Source organism: Pandoraea bronchicola, from assembly GCF_902459805.1.
GTDB classification, from domain to species: domain Bacteria; phylum Pseudomonadota; class Gammaproteobacteria; order Burkholderiales; family Burkholderiaceae; genus Pandoraea; species Pandoraea bronchicola.
Genome location: NZ_CABPST010000006.1, coordinates 94404 through 111110 on the forward strand (window position 1 = coordinate 94404; position 16707 = coordinate 111110).

At 63.3% G+C, this 16707-nt stretch carries 17 protein-coding genes; 11 read left to right on the forward strand and 6 right to left on the reverse strand.

Annotated elements, in window-relative coordinates; translation table 11 throughout:
- Nucleotides 1-8 precede the first annotated feature (8 nt).
- From kynU to PBR20603_RS13510, 4 genes are all read right to left on the reverse strand, one after another.
- Nucleotides 9-1262, reverse strand: coding sequence for a kynureninase (kynU, locus tag PBR20603_RS13495; RefSeq protein WP_150560036.1), 1254 nt, complete (start codon nucleotides 1260-1262; stop codon nucleotides 9-11).
- Nucleotides 1263-1345: 83 nt separating this feature from the next.
- A complete protein-coding gene (kynB, locus tag PBR20603_RS13500) occupies nucleotides 1346-2011 on the reverse strand; it encodes an arylformamidase (RefSeq protein ID WP_150560037.1) in 666 nt (221 codons plus the stop codon).
- Nucleotides 2012-2237: 226 nt separating this feature from the next.
- Nucleotides 2238-2696: a MarR family winged helix-turn-helix transcriptional regulator gene (locus tag PBR20603_RS13505; protein ID WP_150560038.1), complete on the reverse strand. Its 459-nt coding sequence runs from the start codon at nucleotides 2694-2696 to the stop codon at nucleotides 2238-2240.
- A gap of 8 nt (nucleotides 2697-2704) precedes the next feature.
- The gene (locus PBR20603_RS13510) at nucleotides 2705-3223 is read right to left on the reverse strand and encodes a flavin reductase family protein (RefSeq protein ID WP_150560039.1); all 519 of its coding nucleotides are present in this window, start codon (nucleotides 3221-3223) and stop codon (nucleotides 2705-2707) included.
- Between the two features lie 163 nt (nucleotides 3224-3386).
- On the opposite strand from PBR20603_RS13510, the gene PBR20603_RS13515 reads away from it, so the two are divergent.
- From PBR20603_RS13515 to msrA, 10 genes are all read left to right on the forward strand, one after another.
- A complete protein-coding gene (locus PBR20603_RS13515; RefSeq protein ID WP_150560040.1) occupies nucleotides 3387-4433 on the forward strand; it encodes a 2,5-dihydroxypyridine 5,6-dioxygenase NicX family protein in 1047 nt (348 codons plus the stop codon).
- The gene (locus PBR20603_RS13520; RefSeq protein WP_150560041.1) at nucleotides 4430-5230 is read left to right on the forward strand and encodes an alpha/beta fold hydrolase; all 801 of its coding nucleotides are present in this window, start codon (nucleotides 4430-4432) and stop codon (nucleotides 5228-5230) included. The genes PBR20603_RS13515 and PBR20603_RS13520 overlap by 4 nt, the downstream gene beginning before the upstream one ends.
- 9 nt (nucleotides 5231-5239) lie before the next feature.
- On the forward strand, nucleotides 5240-6484 hold the full coding sequence (locus PBR20603_RS13525) for an acyl-CoA dehydrogenase family protein (RefSeq protein WP_150560042.1): 1245 nt from the start codon (nucleotides 5240-5242) through the stop codon (nucleotides 6482-6484).
- Between the two features lie 117 nt (nucleotides 6485-6601).
- Nucleotides 6602-8152 carry a class I adenylate-forming enzyme family protein gene (locus tag PBR20603_RS13530; RefSeq protein WP_150560043.1) on the forward strand — a complete coding sequence of 517 codons (1551 nt, stop codon included), beginning with the start codon at nucleotides 6602-6604 and terminating at the stop codon, nucleotides 8150-8152.
- A gap of 242 nt (nucleotides 8153-8394) precedes the next feature.
- On the forward strand, nucleotides 8395-9141 hold the full coding sequence (locus tag PBR20603_RS13535; protein ID WP_150560044.1) for an IclR family transcriptional regulator: 747 nt from the start codon (nucleotides 8395-8397) through the stop codon (nucleotides 9139-9141).
- A gap of 39 nt (nucleotides 9142-9180) precedes the next feature.
- Complete coding sequence (locus PBR20603_RS13540; RefSeq protein ID WP_150560045.1) at nucleotides 9181-9918, forward strand: transporter substrate-binding domain-containing protein; 738 nt, start codon at nucleotides 9181-9183, stop codon at nucleotides 9916-9918.
- A 101-nt stretch (nucleotides 9919-10019) separates the two neighbouring features.
- Complete coding sequence (locus PBR20603_RS13545) at nucleotides 10020-10688, forward strand: amino acid ABC transporter permease (protein ID WP_150560046.1); 669 nt, start codon at nucleotides 10020-10022, stop codon at nucleotides 10686-10688.
- Entirely contained in the window at nucleotides 10685-11461 is a 777-nt protein-coding gene (locus tag PBR20603_RS13550; RefSeq protein ID WP_150560047.1) for an amino acid ABC transporter ATP-binding protein, read from the forward strand. The genes PBR20603_RS13545 and PBR20603_RS13550 overlap by 4 nt, the downstream gene beginning before the upstream one ends.
- An 18-nt stretch (nucleotides 11462-11479) precedes the next feature.
- A complete protein-coding gene (gene hutG / locus PBR20603_RS13555; RefSeq protein WP_150560048.1) occupies nucleotides 11480-12427 on the forward strand; it encodes a formimidoylglutamase in 948 nt (315 codons plus the stop codon).
- Nucleotides 12428-12576: 149 nt separating this feature from the next.
- The gene (gene msrA / locus PBR20603_RS13560) at nucleotides 12577-13152 is read left to right on the forward strand and encodes a peptide-methionine (S)-S-oxide reductase MsrA (protein ID WP_246174645.1); all 576 of its coding nucleotides are present in this window, start codon (nucleotides 12577-12579) and stop codon (nucleotides 13150-13152) included.
- 79 nt (nucleotides 13153-13231) lie between these two features.
- Here the strand turns inward: msrA and PBR20603_RS13565 are convergent, their stop codons facing one another.
- On the reverse strand, nucleotides 13232-13831 hold the full coding sequence (locus tag PBR20603_RS13565; protein ID WP_150560049.1) for a hypothetical protein: 600 nt from the start codon (nucleotides 13829-13831) through the stop codon (nucleotides 13232-13234).
- A 403-nt stretch (nucleotides 13832-14234) separates the two neighbouring features.
- Nucleotides 14235-14576, reverse strand: a complete 342-nt coding sequence (locus tag PBR20603_RS13570; RefSeq protein ID WP_150560050.1) for a hypothetical protein — start codon at nucleotides 14574-14576, stop codon at nucleotides 14235-14237.
- A gap of 583 nt (nucleotides 14577-15159) precedes the next feature.
- Between PBR20603_RS13570 and PBR20603_RS13575 the strand changes: the two genes are divergently transcribed.
- The gene (locus tag PBR20603_RS13575; RefSeq protein WP_150560161.1) at nucleotides 15160-16698 is read left to right on the forward strand and encodes an MFS transporter; all 1539 of its coding nucleotides are present in this window, start codon (nucleotides 15160-15162) and stop codon (nucleotides 16696-16698) included.
- Nucleotides 16699-16707: the final 9 nt, after the last annotated feature.

Consider the following 16707-nt stretch of genomic DNA (forward strand, 5'->3'; position numbering starts at 1 on the left):
CTCCTTTCTCAGGTCACCGCGCCGCGGCGATGAAACTCGGGCTTGTCCCACGAGCCCGTGGTCAGCACGTCACGCAGAATCTCGACCGAATCCCAGACATCGGCAAAGCTCGTGTACAGCGGCGTCATGCCGAAACGCATGATGCTCGGCTCGCGGTAGTCACCGATGACACCGCGTGCGATCAACGCCTGAATCACGGCAAACCCTTCCGGATGCTCGAAGCTCACCTGCGAACCCCGCGAGGCGTGATCGCGCGGCGTCACCAGCGTGAGCGGGAATTCAGCGCAACGCTCTTCCACCAGCTTGATGAACAGGTCCGTCAGCGCCAGCGACTTGCGACGCAGCGCTTCCATCGACGTCTGCGCGAAGATGTCCAGACCGCACTGCACGAGCGAGAGCGAGACGATCGGCTGCGTGCCGCACAGGTAACGGCCAATGCCGTTGTCCGGTGTGTATTCCGGCTGCATCGCGAACGGCGTGCGATGGCCCCACCAACCCGACAGCGGCTGCCAGAACGTTTCCTGATGACACTTGTTGACCCACACGAATGCCGGCGCACCCGGGCCGCCATTCAGATACTTGTACGTGCAACCCACCGCGAAGTCGGCCTTGGCGCCGTTCAGGTCGACCGGCACTGCGCCTGCGGAGTGACACAGATCCCACACGGCCAGTGCGCCGGCCGCATGAATCTCTGCCGTAAGTGCGGCCATGTCGTACATGGCGCCGCTGCGGTAGTTCACATGGGTGAGCAATACCACGGCGACGTCATCGCCCAGCGCGTTCGGCAGTGCGTCCGGCGAATCGATCAGGCGCAGCGAGTAGCCGTCGTCGAGCAGGCGCGTGAGGCCCTGCACGATATAGAGATCGGTCGGGAAGTTGCTGCGCTCGGAAATGATGACCTTGCGTTGCGGTGCACGCGTGCGCTGCGCATCGAGGGCGGCGGCCATCACCTTGAAAAGGTTGCTCGACGTGGTGTCCGTCACCACGACTTCGCCTTTGCCTGCACCGATGATCGGGGCCAGCGCGTCGCCCAGCGTGCGGGGCAGTGCGAACCAGTCCGCCTCGTTCCAGCTCCGGATGAGACCCACGCCCCATTCGGCCGTGATCACCTCTTGCGCGCGTTTGGCCGAAGCCAGCGGGCGTGCGCCCAGCGAGTTGCCATCAAGATAGATCACATCCGGCGGCAGATCGAATTGCGCGCGCAGCGGGGCGAGCGGATCGGCCGCATCGAGGGCCAGGCAATCGTTGCGAGAAGACGTCATGATTTGCGTTATGTGAGTGAAAGCAATGCGAAAAAGGGAAGTCAGGAAGTCGTTTACCGTGAGACCGACGCGCCCCGTACCGTTCAAAGAGACCGCAGCACCGCGCGTACCGGGCTCGCATCGAGCCGCATGAACTTGAGCGGCAGCGCGATGAGTTCGTAATCGGCCGGCGCGATCTCGTCGAGCACCAGCCCTTCGAGGATGGCCATGCGATGCGCGCGAATGCGGTGGTGCGCGTCCATCGTCTTGCTCTCCTGCGGATCGAGCGACGGCGTGTCGATGCCGACCAGCTTCACGCCGTGCGATGCGAGCAGGTCGATCGTCTCGGGCGCCACCGCGCAAAACGCGTTGTCCCAGCGAGTCACCGGCGCACATTCATACGTGCGAAACAACACACGCGGCGGCACATTCGTCAGGTGCGGCGCGACCATCTCGGGCGTGACGACCGGCGACGCGCCGATGCAATGAATCACGCGGCATGGCCCCAGATACGTGTCGAGCGCCACCTCGCCAATGAAGGCACCGTCGTCATCGTAATGACGCGGGGCATCGGCATGCGCACCCGTGTGCGGCGACAGCGTGATCCGCCCGACATTGACCGGGCAGCCCGGTCCGATCTGCCACACCGCCTCCTCCGAGAACGGTGTGTCACCGGGCCAGACAGGGGTGTCGCTCGAGAGCGGGGCACTGATATCCCAAACGCGGCGCTCGTTGTGCGCGTCGGCTGGGCGGTTGCTGGGTGCTGTCATGGACGTGCGCCAAAGCGTGAATCGATATGCGCATCTTAGAAGAATTCGCGTCGCAAGTGCTTGCGTATTCGCGGATCGCGATGTGTGAAATTGATAGTGGAAATGCGTTTTTCGTCGGTTGACGAAAGAAAATTCGACAATATGGTGAAGTGGTCGAATTTTTGACGATTCGCCGTGCCGGGCGATTCACGTTTTCGGACGCGACCTTGCAGCGATCAGAATGCGCCTATCGGTGGCTCTGCGTTCCCTGCGCCATTTCGTCGATCAGACGACGCAACGTTGCTTTGAGCAAAGTGGATTGCTCTGTGCCGAAGCGGGCGAGCACTCGGGCTTCGTGGCGGCGTGCGCTGGCGAGCAACGGGGCGACTCGTTCGCGCCCGGCGTCGGTGAGCGAGACGAGCGATTGACGGCGATCCGTCGTGCTTTCGCCGCGCACGACATCGCCTGTCGCTGCCAACCGGTCGACGACCTTGGTGAGCGTCGGCTGCTTGGCGAGCACGATGTCGGCCAGTTGATTGATGGTGCGCGCGCGCCCGTCGGAGAGCGTGGCGAGGACTCGCCACTCCGACACGCCCAGCCCGGCGGCGGCCACTTCGCGATGAAATTCATCGGAGACCAGCGTGCTCGCACGGGCGAGCAGATACGCCAGATAGTCGTCGACGAACGGCGAGCCGGCGGCTGACATGGGGCGGCTTAACCGAGGGATTGCGGCTTGTGGAAGCCGCCGGCGTGGAAGATCAGCGGCATGCGCTCGCCCACGTCTGCATGAACCCCGCAACGCTCGACTTCGCCAACGAAAATGACATGGTCGCCTTCGTCGTACCGGCTGCGGTTGTGACATTCGAACCAAGCCAATGCACCATCGAGCACCGGTGTGCCCGAGGCCGACAATGTGTACGGCACGCCCGCAAAACGGTCGCCCTTCATCGTGGCGAAGCGCTTGCAGATGTCGAGTTGATCGGCCGCGAGCACATTCACCGCGTAGTGCGAGTTTTCACGGAAGACGGGCATGCTGCCCGCTCGCGTGGCGAGACTCCACAGAATGAGCGGCGGCGTGAGCGACACCGAATTGAATGAACTGGCGGTGATACCGATGAGCGAGCCGTCGTCGGCACGCGTGGTGATTACCGTAACCCCGGTCGCAAATTGACCGAGCGCGCTACGAAAAGCTGCGCTGTCGAAATCTGGCACTGCGGCGCGTTTGGCGTTCACTGTCCCTGCACTCCCGTCCGGCAAATTTGATCGGGTTGATTTGTATGAATATTCATATACTATGGCACGAACAACAGATCGACAAGACGCGTGACGGCCAGCGGTCAGCCACGGGGCGAAACAGCCCCCGGCGGGCGAGAGGGTCAGACGCTCAGGAGACGATATGCTGATCGAGCGAATCGAGCATAAGTGGATCGACGTATTTGCCCAGACCTTGCGGCGCTGCGACATACGACCCGGCGATGTGGTGGCGATTGTAGCCGAAACGCAATCCCGGCCCGTCAACGTGGAATTGGCGCAGCTTGCCGCGGAATCGCTTGGCGCCAGGCCTTTCCGGCTGATCGTGCCAAGTCCGCGCGTCAGTGCGCCGGTGCCGGTGCGCTCGACGGGCGCGAGCGACGCACTGGGTCAGTTGGCCCCTGTCGTGGCGGCCCTCAAGGCAGCGACGCTTGTCGTCGACTGCACCGTCGAAGGCCTGTTGCACGCCCCCGAGTTGCCCGACATTCTGGGCGGCGGCGCACGCGTGCTGATGGTCTCCAACGAACATCCCGAGATTCTGGAGCGCTGTGCGACCGACCCGGCGCTCGAGCCGAAGGTGCGCGCGGCGATCAAGCGTTTGCGCGGTGCAGCACAAATGCATGTCACATCCGCCGCTGGCACCGATCTGCGCATCGGTCTTCGCGACGCCCGCGTGGGCGGTGTCTGGGGCTGGTGCGCCAAACCCGGGCAGGTCGCCCACTGGCCGGGCGGTCTGGCGCTGGCGTTCCCCGCCGCCCATAGCGTGAACGGCCGGCTCGTGCTCGCCCCGGGCGACATCAATCTGACGTTCAAACAATATCTGCGCGATCGCATCGAGCTCACCGTCGAAGACGACTACGTCGTTGCCATCGACGGCGAGGGTGTCGACGTCGACCTCATGCGCGAGTACTTCGCTGCATGGGGAGATCGCGAAGCGTACGCCGTCTCTCACGTCGGCTTTGGCCTGAACCCGCGTTCGCGCTGGGACGCACTCGCCTGCTACGACAAGCGAGATTGCAACGGCACCGAGCAGCGCGCCTTTGCGGGCAACTTTCTGTATTCGACGGGCGCTAACGAAGTCGCGGGCCGCCATACGCTCGGTCACTTCGATTTGCCGCTACGGCGCTGCACGGTTGCGCTTGATGGGGATGTCGTCGTGCGCGACGGGCAATTGCAAGGCGAGTTCGCATGATGACGCTTCCCATACCCACCTGCCGCACGGCGGGCGATGGCCCGCTCACGCTTGTGCTGCTGCATGGCATCGGTGGCAATCGTCACGTCTGGCCCGCGCAGTTCGAGACGTTCGTGACGGCGGGCTATCGCGTCGTGGCCTGGGACATGCCCGGTTACGGCGAGAGCGCCATGCCGGCCGAGGCGACCATGGCGTCGCTGGCCGACAGCCTGCGGACGTTGCTCGACACGTTGGGGCCATCGCGATTCGTACTCGTCGGCCACAGCATGGGGGGCATGGTCGCGCAGGAGTTGATGGCGCGTGGCGCGCCGTTCACACGTGACATTGCGGCGCTCGTCTTGTGCGGCACGTCGCCCGCGTTCGGCAAACCGGATGGTGACTTTCAGCGCGAATTCGTGCGGCAGCGCACGGCGCCGCTCGATGCAGGTAAAACCCTGCGCGAGATGGCCGAAGCGATCGTGCCCGGCATGCTCGGCGAGCCAGATGCCGCCGCGCGTGAGGGGGCGCACGCATTGGCCGTCGACGCCATGGGCGCCCTGACGCCCGACGCTTACCGCGCAGCGCTGCAAGCGCTAGTGGGCTTCGAACAACGCACCGCCCTTGCCCGACTCGCAGTGCCGGTGTTGCTCATCGCGGGCGAACACGACACCAACGCGCCGCCGAAGGTCATGGCGCGAATGGCCGAGTCCATCCCGGATGCTCGCTACGTTTGCCTGCCCGGCGCCGGGCATCTCATGAATCTGACGCACCCTGCGGCATTCGACGCCGAGGTGCGCGCTTTCCTCGCAACACTCTAGGAGACTACCGTGGCCTATCAGCCCCCTTCGATCGTCGGCGAGCACTACCCGCTCACGGACAAGCAGCGGCGCCTGCTGGCGCTGGCCGAGCAGGTGGGGCGCGAGTCGCTCGCGCCGCGTGCTGCCCGCTGGGATCGGGAAGCGTCGTTCCCGTTCGAGAACTACGACGACATGCGCGCCGCGGGCCTGCTGAAGTTGTGCATCCCCGAATCGGACGGCGGCCTGGGCGCCGATTTCGCCACGTACATGATGGTCTCCGCCGAGCTGGGACGCCACTGCGGCGCCACGGCACTCACGTTCAACATGCATACGTGCTCGATGATGTGGACCGGCATTCTTGCCGACGATCTTGACATGACGCCTGAGCAGCGAACCGAACATGCAGGCTATCGCAAGCATCATTTCGCGCGCGTAATTCAGGACGGCGCGATCTACGCGCAGCCGTTCTCCGAAGGCAGCGCGGCAGCCGCAGGCAAGGCGCCGTTCGGCACGACTGCGACGAAGGTCGACGGCGGCTGGAAAATCAACGGACGCAAGATCTTCGCATCGCTCTCGGGCGCGGCGAACTACTACGGCGTGTTGTGCACCGAGGACAAGCCGGAACTGTCGATGAAGGACACCTTCTACATCGCCGTGCCGGGCGACGCCCCGGGCGTGACCGTCACCGGTGACTGGGACCCGCTCGGCATGCGCGGCACCGTCTCGCGCACGCTGCTCTTCAAAGACGTGTTCGTTCCCGACGAGCTGCAACTGATGCCGCGTGGCGTCTACTATCAGGCCGCGAGCCGCTGGCCGCACATGTTCATGACGCTCGCACCGACGTACATGGGGATCGCTCAGGCAGCCTACGATTTCACTGTGCGCTATCTGCGCGGGGAAGCGGAAGGCATGGGCGCGCCGGTCAAGCGTCGCATGTATCCGACCAAACAGATTGCCGTCGCGCAAATGCACATCATGCTCGAACAGACGCGCGCGCTGTTCCTTCGCGCCTTGCAGGACGGCCGTGCCGATCCGGGCAAGGAGGCGCGTCTGCGGGCCTATGCGGCGCAGTACACGATCATGGAAAATGCCAACGAACTGTGCCGTCTCGCCATTCGCACGTGCGGCGGTCAGTCGATGCTCAAGACACTGCCGCTCGAGCGCATGTATCGCGATTCGCGTTGCGGCGCACTGATGCTGCCGTGGACCGCGGAGCTGTGCCTCGATCGCATCGGCCGTGAGGCGCTCTACGAACCGGGCGAGCGCGACGAGTAAGCATCGCGCCGGCATCGCGAATCAGCGAGGCAGGCTCACGGATCGCGCCGTCGGCGGCGATCAGGAACCGATGGCCATGCCCCCCGCCTCGCCGTCTCTCTTGTCACGGAGAACCAGTTGACGCCTTTTGTTGAAGCGCTTGCCCGTCACGCACGCGCCACGCCTGAGCGGCTGGCGCTGCGCTGCGGCATTGGCGAGGAATCGGAACTGACCGACTACGCTGCCATGTGGCGACGAGTCGAGCGGGTGGGCGGGCATTTGCGCAGCACCTGGCGCATCGCGCCGGGCGAGCGCGTCGCGTGTCTCGGTCTGAACGACGAGTTGCAACTGGCGCTGTTGTTTGCGTGCGCCCGCGCCGGCGCCATCTTCCTGCCGCTGAATTTCCGTCTCGCCGTGCCTGAACTGGCCGCCATCGTGCGCCACGCGGGCGTGCGCGTGCTGTGGTTCGATGCGATGCATCGCGACGCGGCTCGCCAGATTCGCGACGCGCTCGAGACGGACGCCATGACCGACCTGCCGCCGCCCGGCATTGCGCCCATCGAGGGCCTCATTGCGGTGCCGTCAACCAAGCCGGTCGACTACCCGGACATTACGGCCGACGCCCCCGTCCTGCTGGCGTACACATCCGGCACGACAGGAGAGCCCAAGGGCGCGCTGCACACGCAGGCCGGACTGCTCGCCAACGCCGAAGCGAGTTGGTGGGCGCACGAAATGCGTGCCGACGATCATGTGCTCTCGACACTGCCGATGTTCCATGTCGGCGGTCTGTGTATCCAGACGCTGCCCGCGCTACTGCGCGGTGCAACTGTCACGCTGCACCCGCGTTTCGATCCGGGCGCGTGGCTGTCGGATGTCGCGCAGCATCGCCCGACGCTCTCGCTGATGGTGCCCGCCACGATGCGGGCCGTGCAGTTGCATCCGGCGTGGCCGAGCACCGACTTGTCGTCGTTGCGCGGCGTGATGGCTGGGTCCAGCGTGGTGCCGATGTCCGCGATCGATGCGTTTCATGCGCGTGGCATCCCGCTCGGGCAGGTCTACGGCGCGACGGAAACCGGCCCGGTGTCGATTGCCCTGCGCTTCGGCGAGGCCAAGGCGTATCCCGGTGCGGTGGGCCGCGCCTGCCCGGGCGTGGAAGTGCGTCTGACCGACGGGGCGGGGCAGGAGGTTCCTGCGGGCGACGTTGGCGAGATCCTCGTGCGCGCACCGAACGTCATGCGCGAGTACTGGCGTGCGCCCGGTCACGCATCGTTCGAAGACGGCTGGTTTCACTCGGGCGATCTGGCGCGTTTGCGAGAGGACGGCTACTTCGAGGTCGTGGGCCGCAGCAAGGACATGATCATCTCGGGCGGCGAGAACATCTATCCGGCGGAAATCGAAAACGCACTGGTCGATTGTCCGGGGGTACTCGAGGCCGCAGTCGTCGGCGTGCCAGACGAGCGATGGGGCGAGGTGCCCGTCGCCGTCATCGTGCCGTCGCCATCGGCGAGTGCCACATCGCAGACCGTGCTCGACTTCCTGGCCGGGCGCATCGCGCGCTTCAAACTGCCGCGGCGGGTCGTCGTTCTCGACGCCCTGCCGAAAAGCGCCCTTGGGAAAGTGCAGAAGCCGATTCTCATACGCTGGTTATCGATGCCGCCGGATTCGCGAAAATCAACCGTCGATTGCTAATCAGAGTCTTTATTCGGTTATCTCAAAAAAACGCCGAAACCCTTATCTGGAAAGGGTTCGGCGTTTTTTTATGGGCGCCTTCCGCAATGCATAAGGGAAAATCCCTATGCGTAATCTCCCAATTTGTTACCATCCGATGAGAATTGAATTTTTTACTTTGGGAATTGCGTCGCAAGATAGCGCCCATGTCGTCATCGGCGGCTAGCCCGCTGATTCTTTTGCTTTCTTTTGGTTTCAAGACGATGGACACCACCGAAGCTCATTCGGTCTCTGAGCGTGTGCTGCAAGTCCTTGTGACTGTGGCGCGTCATGGACGACCGATCGCGGCACGCGAGATCGCCGCGCAAACGAGCCTGCCGCTCTCCACGGTTTACCGCCACCTCGTGCCACTCAAGAAGTGGGGCCTTGTGCAGGAGCACGCCCATGAAGCGCTCTATGAACCGGGTCCGGTCGGCGTGCAATTGGCGTGGGGTTTCGACCACAACTCGCATCTTGTCACCCAGGCTCGTGAGGAAATCGACGCCCTCGTGCAGCGCACCGGCGAGACCGTCGGTCTGCTCGTGGCCGCCAATGGCCAGGTCGTCTGCCTTGACATGCACGAGAGCGAGCAATCGCTGCGTTGCTCCTTCGCCAAGGGACGCGCGCACCCGCTGGTGCATGGTGCCTCGGCCAAGGCGCTGCTCGCTTTCCTGCCGCAAGCCACCCGTGAAAGCCTGATCGGCCGCCAATTGGCCGGCCAGCCAGTGGCGCAGGAGCGTCTCGTCGCGCAGGTTGAGGAGATCCGCAAGCAACGGTATGCGGTGTCCGAGAGCGAAGTGGATTTCGGCGTCTGGGGGGTGTCGGCCCCGGTGTTCGCCGCCAAGGAACGTCTGGAAGGCACCATCACCCTGATGGCACCGGCCGTGCGTGTGGCGCAGCGCCACGAAGAGCTGATCCGCCTCACGGTGGCGGCAGCCGAGCGTATTTCGAATCGATTGCAGTACTTTTAACCGGTTTTTCCCGACCGAGACTACACGAAGGAGTACCAGATGAAATTGCGTCACATTCTGTTCACGATGGCACTGGCCGTCACCTGCTCGAGCAAGGTTTTTGCGGCCGACGACGTGCTGCGTGTTGCCACCGACGCGACGTTCCCGCCGTTCGAATACGTGGAAAACGGTAAGCGTACCGGCTTCGACGTCGAAATGATCGAAGCGCTTGGCAAGGCCATGGGCAAGAAGGTCGAGTGGACTGACATCGATTTCAAGGGCCTGATCCCGGCCGTGTTGTCGAAGCGTGTCGACGTGGCCGCTTCGGCGATCTACATCACCGATGAACGACTGAAGGTCGTGAACTTCACGCACCCGTACTACACCGGCGGTCTGGCGATTATGGTCAAGGCTGACAACACCAGCATCAAGGAACCGGCCGACCTGAACGGCAAGAAGGTGTCGGTGCAGGTGGGTACGAAGTCGGTGCAGTTCCTGAAGGAAAGCTATCCGAAGGTCGAGCGCGTGGAAGTCGAGAAGAACGACCAGATGTTCGAACTCGTGAAGATCGGCCGTGCCGACGCCGCCGTGACCGGCAAGCCGGCAGCGCTGCTGTACGCCAAGGCCAACCCGGGCGTGAAGGTGCTCGACAAGACGCTGACCGTTGAGCGTTATGGCTTTGCCGTGCGCAAGGGCGACACCGAACTGACCAACGATTTGAACAAGGCGCTGGAAAAGGTCCGTGCAGACGGCACCTACGCTGCGCTGGTCAGCAAGTACTTCGGTACCGCGAAGTAAGTACGTCGCGAACGTAATACCGGGCGGGGCGGCCGTCACCCTGAATGGGATGGCGGCGCCCGCCGATGCAATAAAGCAGTAGAGCAACTGACGGAGTACGCATGGAACTCGATTTTTCGCCGGTGTGGGCAAACTGGCAGGACCTCGCGCGTGGCGCGCTCGTTACCGTTGAGGTAACTGCCTGCGCACTGGCGCTGGGCTGCGTGTTGGGTTTGCTGGTCGGCATGGGCCGCCTGAACCCGGCGCACCGCATTCGCTACAGCATTTGTACGGCCTACGTTACCTTTATCCGTGGCACGCCGTTGCTGGTGCAGCTCTTCATCCTGTTCTTCGGCCTGCCTCAGTTCAACATTCTGCTGCCGGCATTCATGTGCGGTGTGCTGGGTCTGGGCATCTATAGCGGCGCCTACGTCTCGGAAATCGTGCGCGGTGCCATCCAGTCGATCGAGCGCGGTCAGATGGAAGCCGCACGCTCGCTCGGCATGCCCTACGGTCAGGCCATGCGTTCGGTGATTCTGCCGCAGGCCATCGTGCGCATGATTCCGCCGCTGGGCAACGAATTCATTGCGCTGATCAAGAACTCGGCCCTCGTGTCGCTGCTCACGATTCATGACGTGATGCACGAAGGTCAGAAGATCATCAGCGTGTCGTACCGCTCGCTGGAAGTGTATCTGGCGATTGCCTTTGTTTATCTGATTCTGACCGGTGTCACCACGCTGCTTCTGCAGCGCGCCGAGAAGTCCCTGCGTGCCGGAGGTGCCGTGCAATGAGCGAAGTGAAGAAGGAATTCGGCGCCCCGATCCTGAAGATCGAGGGACTGGGCAAGGCCTATGGCAGCCATCAGGTGCTCAAGGGCATCGATTTCGAAGTCGACGCGCGTCAGGTGGTCGTGGTCATCGGCCCGAGCGGCTCGGGCAAGAGCACGTTCCTGCGTTGCTGCAACGGGCTGGAGACAGCCGAGCAGGGCACCATCGAGATCGTCGGCAAGCGGCTCGTCGATCACGGCAAGATGATGGGCGAGAACGCGCTCAATCATCTGCGCACCGAAGTGGGCATGGTATTTCAGTCGTTCAACCTGTTCCCGCATCTGACCGTGCTCGATAACGTCACGCTCGCGCCGCGCAAGCTGCGCGGCATGAAGAGCGCCGATGCCGAGAAGCTTGCCCGTGAATTGCTCGCCAAGGTGGGGCTGGCGGCGAAGGCCGACGTCTACCCGGGCACGCTTTCCGGCGGCCAGAAACAGCGTGTGGCGATTGCCCGCGCGCTGGCGATGCAGCCGCAAGTCATGTTGTTCGACGAGCCGACCTCGGCACTCGATCCGGAACTCGTGGGCGAGGTGCTGCAGGTGATGAAGGCGCTCGCCAATGACGGTATGACGATGCTGGTCGTCACGCACGAGATGGGTTTTGCGCGAGAAGTGGCCGATGTCGTGGTCGTGATGGATCAGGGCCGAATCATCGAAGCGGGTGCGCCCGAGCAGATTTTCACCGCGCCGCGCGAAGCGCGTACGCGAGAATTCCTGCAAGCGGTTATTGCACGGTAAGGCAAGGCAGGCAAACGTATGACAATTGATCGAACGGTCTGGCAAGGCCGTGTGGATACCGGTGAGACCGGCCATACCCTGCGTCTGCATCAGGTGCTGCGCGATTACGACGCATCGCAGGCGGCGGGTGGCGCCGTCGTGCTGGGCTTTTGCAGTGACGAAGGCGTGCGCCGCAATCATGGGCGTCAGGGGGCGGTCGCGGGCCCTGACATGCTGCGTCGCGCTCTGGCGAGCCTGCCCGTGAAGGGCACGCCCGTCGTGTTCGACGGCGGCAATGTTGTGTGTGCCGACGACCGGCTCGAAGCGGCGCAAGCCGCGCTCGGCCACCGCGTGGCCGAGGTGCTGGCGGCGGGTGCGCTTCCGGTGGTGCTGGGCGGCGGACATGAGATTGCCTACGGTACGTTCCTGGGCATTGCCGAGCATTTCGGCGATCGTCTGCGCGACGAGCCGATTCTGATCCTCAACTTCGACGCGCACTTTGATCTGCGTGCGCAGCCGACGGCCAGCTCAGGTACGCCGTTCTGGCAGATCTCGCAGTTGCTCGCGGGGCGTCAGGCGCCGTTCCATTATGCATGCCTCGGGGTGAGCCGCTACAGCAATACCGATGCGCTTTTCGAGCGTGCGGATGCGCTGAACGTGGACTACTGGCTCGACGAGACAATGCTTGCGCACCGTCTGCCTGACATGTGCGAGCGGCTCGAGAAGAAGCTCGCACAGGTGAGTCATGTGTACCTGACCATCGACATGGACGTGCTGCCGGGCGAGAAGGCGCCGGGCGTGTCCGCGCCGGCGGCGCATGGTGTCGCGCTGGAAGTCGTCGAAGCTCTCATCGGCGTAGTGCGCCGGTCGGGCAAGTTGCGCGTCGCGGATATTGCAGAGTACAACCCGACGTATGACCGTGACGGCCTGACCGCGCGTGTCGGCGCCCGTCTCCTGCATCCGCTCATCACACAGTTGCAGGGCTGACGCACGGGGGAGCGGCACACGTCTCACGTAAGGGGATTTGCGCCGCTCGCGGGACTTCTGCGCGACAATAGGGCGGGCGATCGAACCATCGATCGCCCGCCCTATTTTTTTGTGCGCTGCCGCATAAAACGTAGCCGACAAGCGAGGTCATGATGACAGAGCAGACGAACTCCCCGAGCGATCCCCGTACCGAAGTTGCCACGCTGGCGGGTGGCTGTTTTTGGTGTCTCGAGGCCTGCTATCAGCAGTTGGACGGCGTGAAGTCCGTCGTCTCGGGTTATGAAGGCGGTCATGTCGACAACCCGACCTACGAGCAGGTCTGTGAGGGCGAAACCGGTCACGCGGAAGTGGTGCGGTTGACCTACGACCCGGATGCCGTCTCCTTCGAAGAACTCTTGATCGTGTTTTTCCAGATTCACGATCCGACCACCGTCAACCGGCAGGGCAACGACATCGGCACGCAGTATCGCTCTGCCATCTTCTATCAGGACGAGAAGCAGAAGGAGGTCGCCGAACACCTCATCGCCGAGCTGATGGCCGAGATGACGTACCCCGCGCCGATCGTCACGCAAGTGGTGCCGACGCAGACGTTTTGGCCGGCCGAGGCGTATCACCAGAACTACTTCCGCCAGCATCCTGATCAGGGTTACTGCGCCTACGTGGTCGCCCCGAAGCTCAAGAAGTTCCGCGAGAAGTTCGCGCGCCGGCTCAAGTCGGCGGCGTAATCGCGGCGGCCGCCGCCGTTCCCGGGAATCGCTGCTTGCGCAGACTCGGGACGGCGGCGTGATGCAAGCCACCTCTGCGTCACAGAATCACGCACGGGCCGTTCTGCATCATGTCGAGCGGATTGGGCGTGGCGTTGCGAGCGCCGGCCGAACGCGGCGATCGACCCAGATCGTTGCGTTTGCGGCATCGCGCCAACTGGGCCGTGAAATCGCAAAGGTGCGTTTCGTCCTGTGCCGAGAGGGCATATCCGGCGGGCGGCAAGGTGGTATGTCCACGCATGCCTGCGGCCCGGTAGTGGAAGCCGAGGACCGTCGCGTGATCTTCCCTGACTTTTGAGGCGTGCGGATTGCCTTCGTGGAGAAACGCCAGTTCGCTCTCGCCGGCGAAGAGAAACGCAGCCTCTTGCACCGAGTCAAGCTCCGGGAAGGTGAACCGCCCGATGTCGATGCTGTGCGCCCCAACGTCGTAGGTCAATGCGGTCAGGGTCCCGGGTACGTATTTCGGCTCGTTGCGAAGCAGCGATGGCAAGCCCAGTGACTTGATGTGTGCCTCGATGGAGAGTTTGCCTGCTGCGGGGTGGAACGTCAGGATTTCGCTAAGCGCTGCACGCAGTTCAGCGTTGTTGGGGAACTGCCTCGCGCCACACTTGGACTTTGGCGTGACAAGTTCGGCGAGCACGTTAACAAAATAGTCGTTTATCGGAATAGGGTTGCGTTGGAAGACGGCGCGATGAAAGTGGGCATTCTGCCGCTTCGCGACGGATGACTCGGGCGGCAGCGCGTGAGGCTGATTCCTGATCTGCTGCATATCGATAGCGATCTCGTGCCGGTCTGCGGGAGCGTGAACACCGTATGAAACGGGATGGGATTGTGCGGAAGGAATTGCCAATGAGACGGACGGCATAGGTCGTGCTCCCTGAGGGTAAGTGAGACGGTTAAGTGAGACGGTTAAGCGAGGCGGTTAAGTGAGACGGTTAAGCGAGGCGGTTAAGCGAGACGGTTAAGTGAGGCGTGAAAGGAGGGGGGAGGCAAATGGGCGTGCGCGTGACGGCCATGTTGCCGTGAGCTACCGGCATCGCCCATCACCCCACGACGCTGACAGACGCGCCACTGGCTGCGGCAAACAGGATCAGGCAGGGTTCTCCCACATGGGTGGCATGTCCGTAGGCAGCGTCGAGACTGTCGAAAAAGAAGGCTTCGGCCGCACTCTGTACCTGCTGCGTGACGATCTCGAAGCGATGATGGTCGAAGCGAATGTCCAGATACGTGAGGCTCACGTGAAACCAGACCACGTAGCCAGCAAACGGCAGGGTCGACGGCGGCGCAGCGACGGCGCTTGCCGCGTGCGACGCACCGCCTGATGCCAACACGGTCTGCGCTTCCCGCCAGCGTCGATAGTCTTCGCGCACAGGTCGATTTTTCATGGTCGTATCTCCCGAGAAGTGACGACGACGCTTCCTGAGGCGTCGAGCGATGGTGCGGCCGTTATTAAGGCGCGGTTTTCGAAAATGGCCGGGACGCTGCCGAATTTGCTTCGTGCCACTGAAACCCGCGATGTCCGGCGACGCCGCAACGCCATAGGGATACCGGCGGGCGTGCCGGGATCGGAGGCAATCTGAGCTCGTCGATCAGTGTCGTGCGGCGTCGACCAGACCAGGTTGATGATGCCCAGTGCGCGGGCTTCCGGGCTGAAGGAGCGTCTGAAAGTGATATCGGACTACGCCTTGTTTTGGCGATGCCGGAGGCAAAGCCGTGCCTGGGCCGGCGTCGCATCAAGTGAGTGTGATGTGGCCTGTCATTGAATTTCCCTCATAACTGCCCGGCATCAGGAACTCCGGGGGGAAATGGCCGGGCATCAGGCGTTCCGGGCCGATTGCCCCGGAAACCCGCATGCCCCCTGAACGTTCATATATTCATTATTTTTCGCATAAAATGGCGGCTTCCCTCCATGAAGTCTTCAGGTAGTCCGCCGTGCGCCCCCTGCCTTTTCGCGATGCGTTGATGGCCATGATCGGCATCGCGCTCGTCAACATGCTGGTCGCTCTTGACCAGACCGTCGTCAGTACCGCACTTCCGTCCATCGTCGCCGAACTCAAAGGTTTCGAGTATTACGCGTGGATTGCGAGCATCTACCTGCTGGCCTCCGTCGTCACCGTGCCGGTCTTCGGACGTCTCGGCGATTACTTTGGCCGCCGGCAGTTCGTGATCGCGTCGGTGCTGACCTTTACCATCGCCTCGCTGCTATGCGGTCTGGCCCCCAACATGCCGTTCCTCGTCTTCGCGCGCGGGTTGCAGGGGATCGGTGGCGGCATGATGGTGGGTACGGCCTTTGCGTCGGTTCCGGACCTGTTCCCCGACGCGCGCTCGCGTGTACGCTGGCAGGTCGTGATCACTACGGCTTACGGGATTGGCACGGCTGCGGGGCCGTCGCTGGGCGGACTGCTCTCCGAGCATTTCGGCTGGCGTTCGACGTTCTTCGTGAACCTGCCGGTCGGTCTGGCAGCGCTGTATTTCGTATGGCGATACCTGCCGAAATTCCCGCCGGCCCATCAGGGCGAGGTGCGCGTGGACTGGCGCGGCGCGGTGTGGATCGCTGTCGTGCTCGGTGGTTTCCAGGTATTCATCGAGAACGTGCCGGCGCATGGCGCATCGCTCGGGAATCTGCTGCTGATCGCGGCCGTCGTGTTCGGGTTTTGGGTGTTGCTGCGCACAGAGCGCCGGGCGACGCACCCGATCGTGCCGCTCGACATGTTCCGGCATCCGCAGCTCATTGTGCTTTTCACGCTGTCCGTGCTGATCGGCTTCGTGATGTATTCGCTGATTTTCTTCGCGCCGTTGCTGTTGCAGGGTGGGTTCGGCCTGAGTCCGCAGGGCGCGGGCCTGATTGCGACGCCCATCGCGGCATGCATCGCCCTGGGCAGCTTTATCAATACGCCTATCGTGGTGCGTCTCTCCCGGCCGACCAATATGCTGATCCTCGGTTTCTGTCTGCTGGCGGTGGCTTCGGCGGGCGTGGGGCTCGCACATCGCGACACGTCGCATGGGCTGCTTGCGCTGATGATGGCCTGTGCCGGTGTTGGCATTGGCTTCATTCTGAACAACATGAACGTGTTCGGACAGGAAATTGCCGGACGCGAGCGATTCGGCATTACCACCGCGCTGCTGCAGTCGACGCGTATGGTTGGCGGCATGCTGGGTACCACGATCGTGGGAACGCTGGTCAATCACTGGTACGCCAACGGCGTGGCCGGTGCCGTGTCGAATTACGACGGCACGCCTGCGGCGCATGCTGTCGCGCGTGCGCTCGACCCACGTATCCTGATCGACCCGGTCTTGCGTGCCGACTTGCTGATGGATCTGCGCGCCATGGGCATCGACGGCGCGCCGCTGGTGGAAACCGCTCGCCAGACGCTCGTGAACGCTGTCCACGCCGGGGTGTTGCTCACCGGCATTGCGGCGATCGTTGCCGCGTTTCTGGTGCGTCGCATCCGGCAAATCCAGTTTCCCAAGCACCTCGACCGTTCGGCCGTGGCGGCACCGGAATGAGCCGGGAGC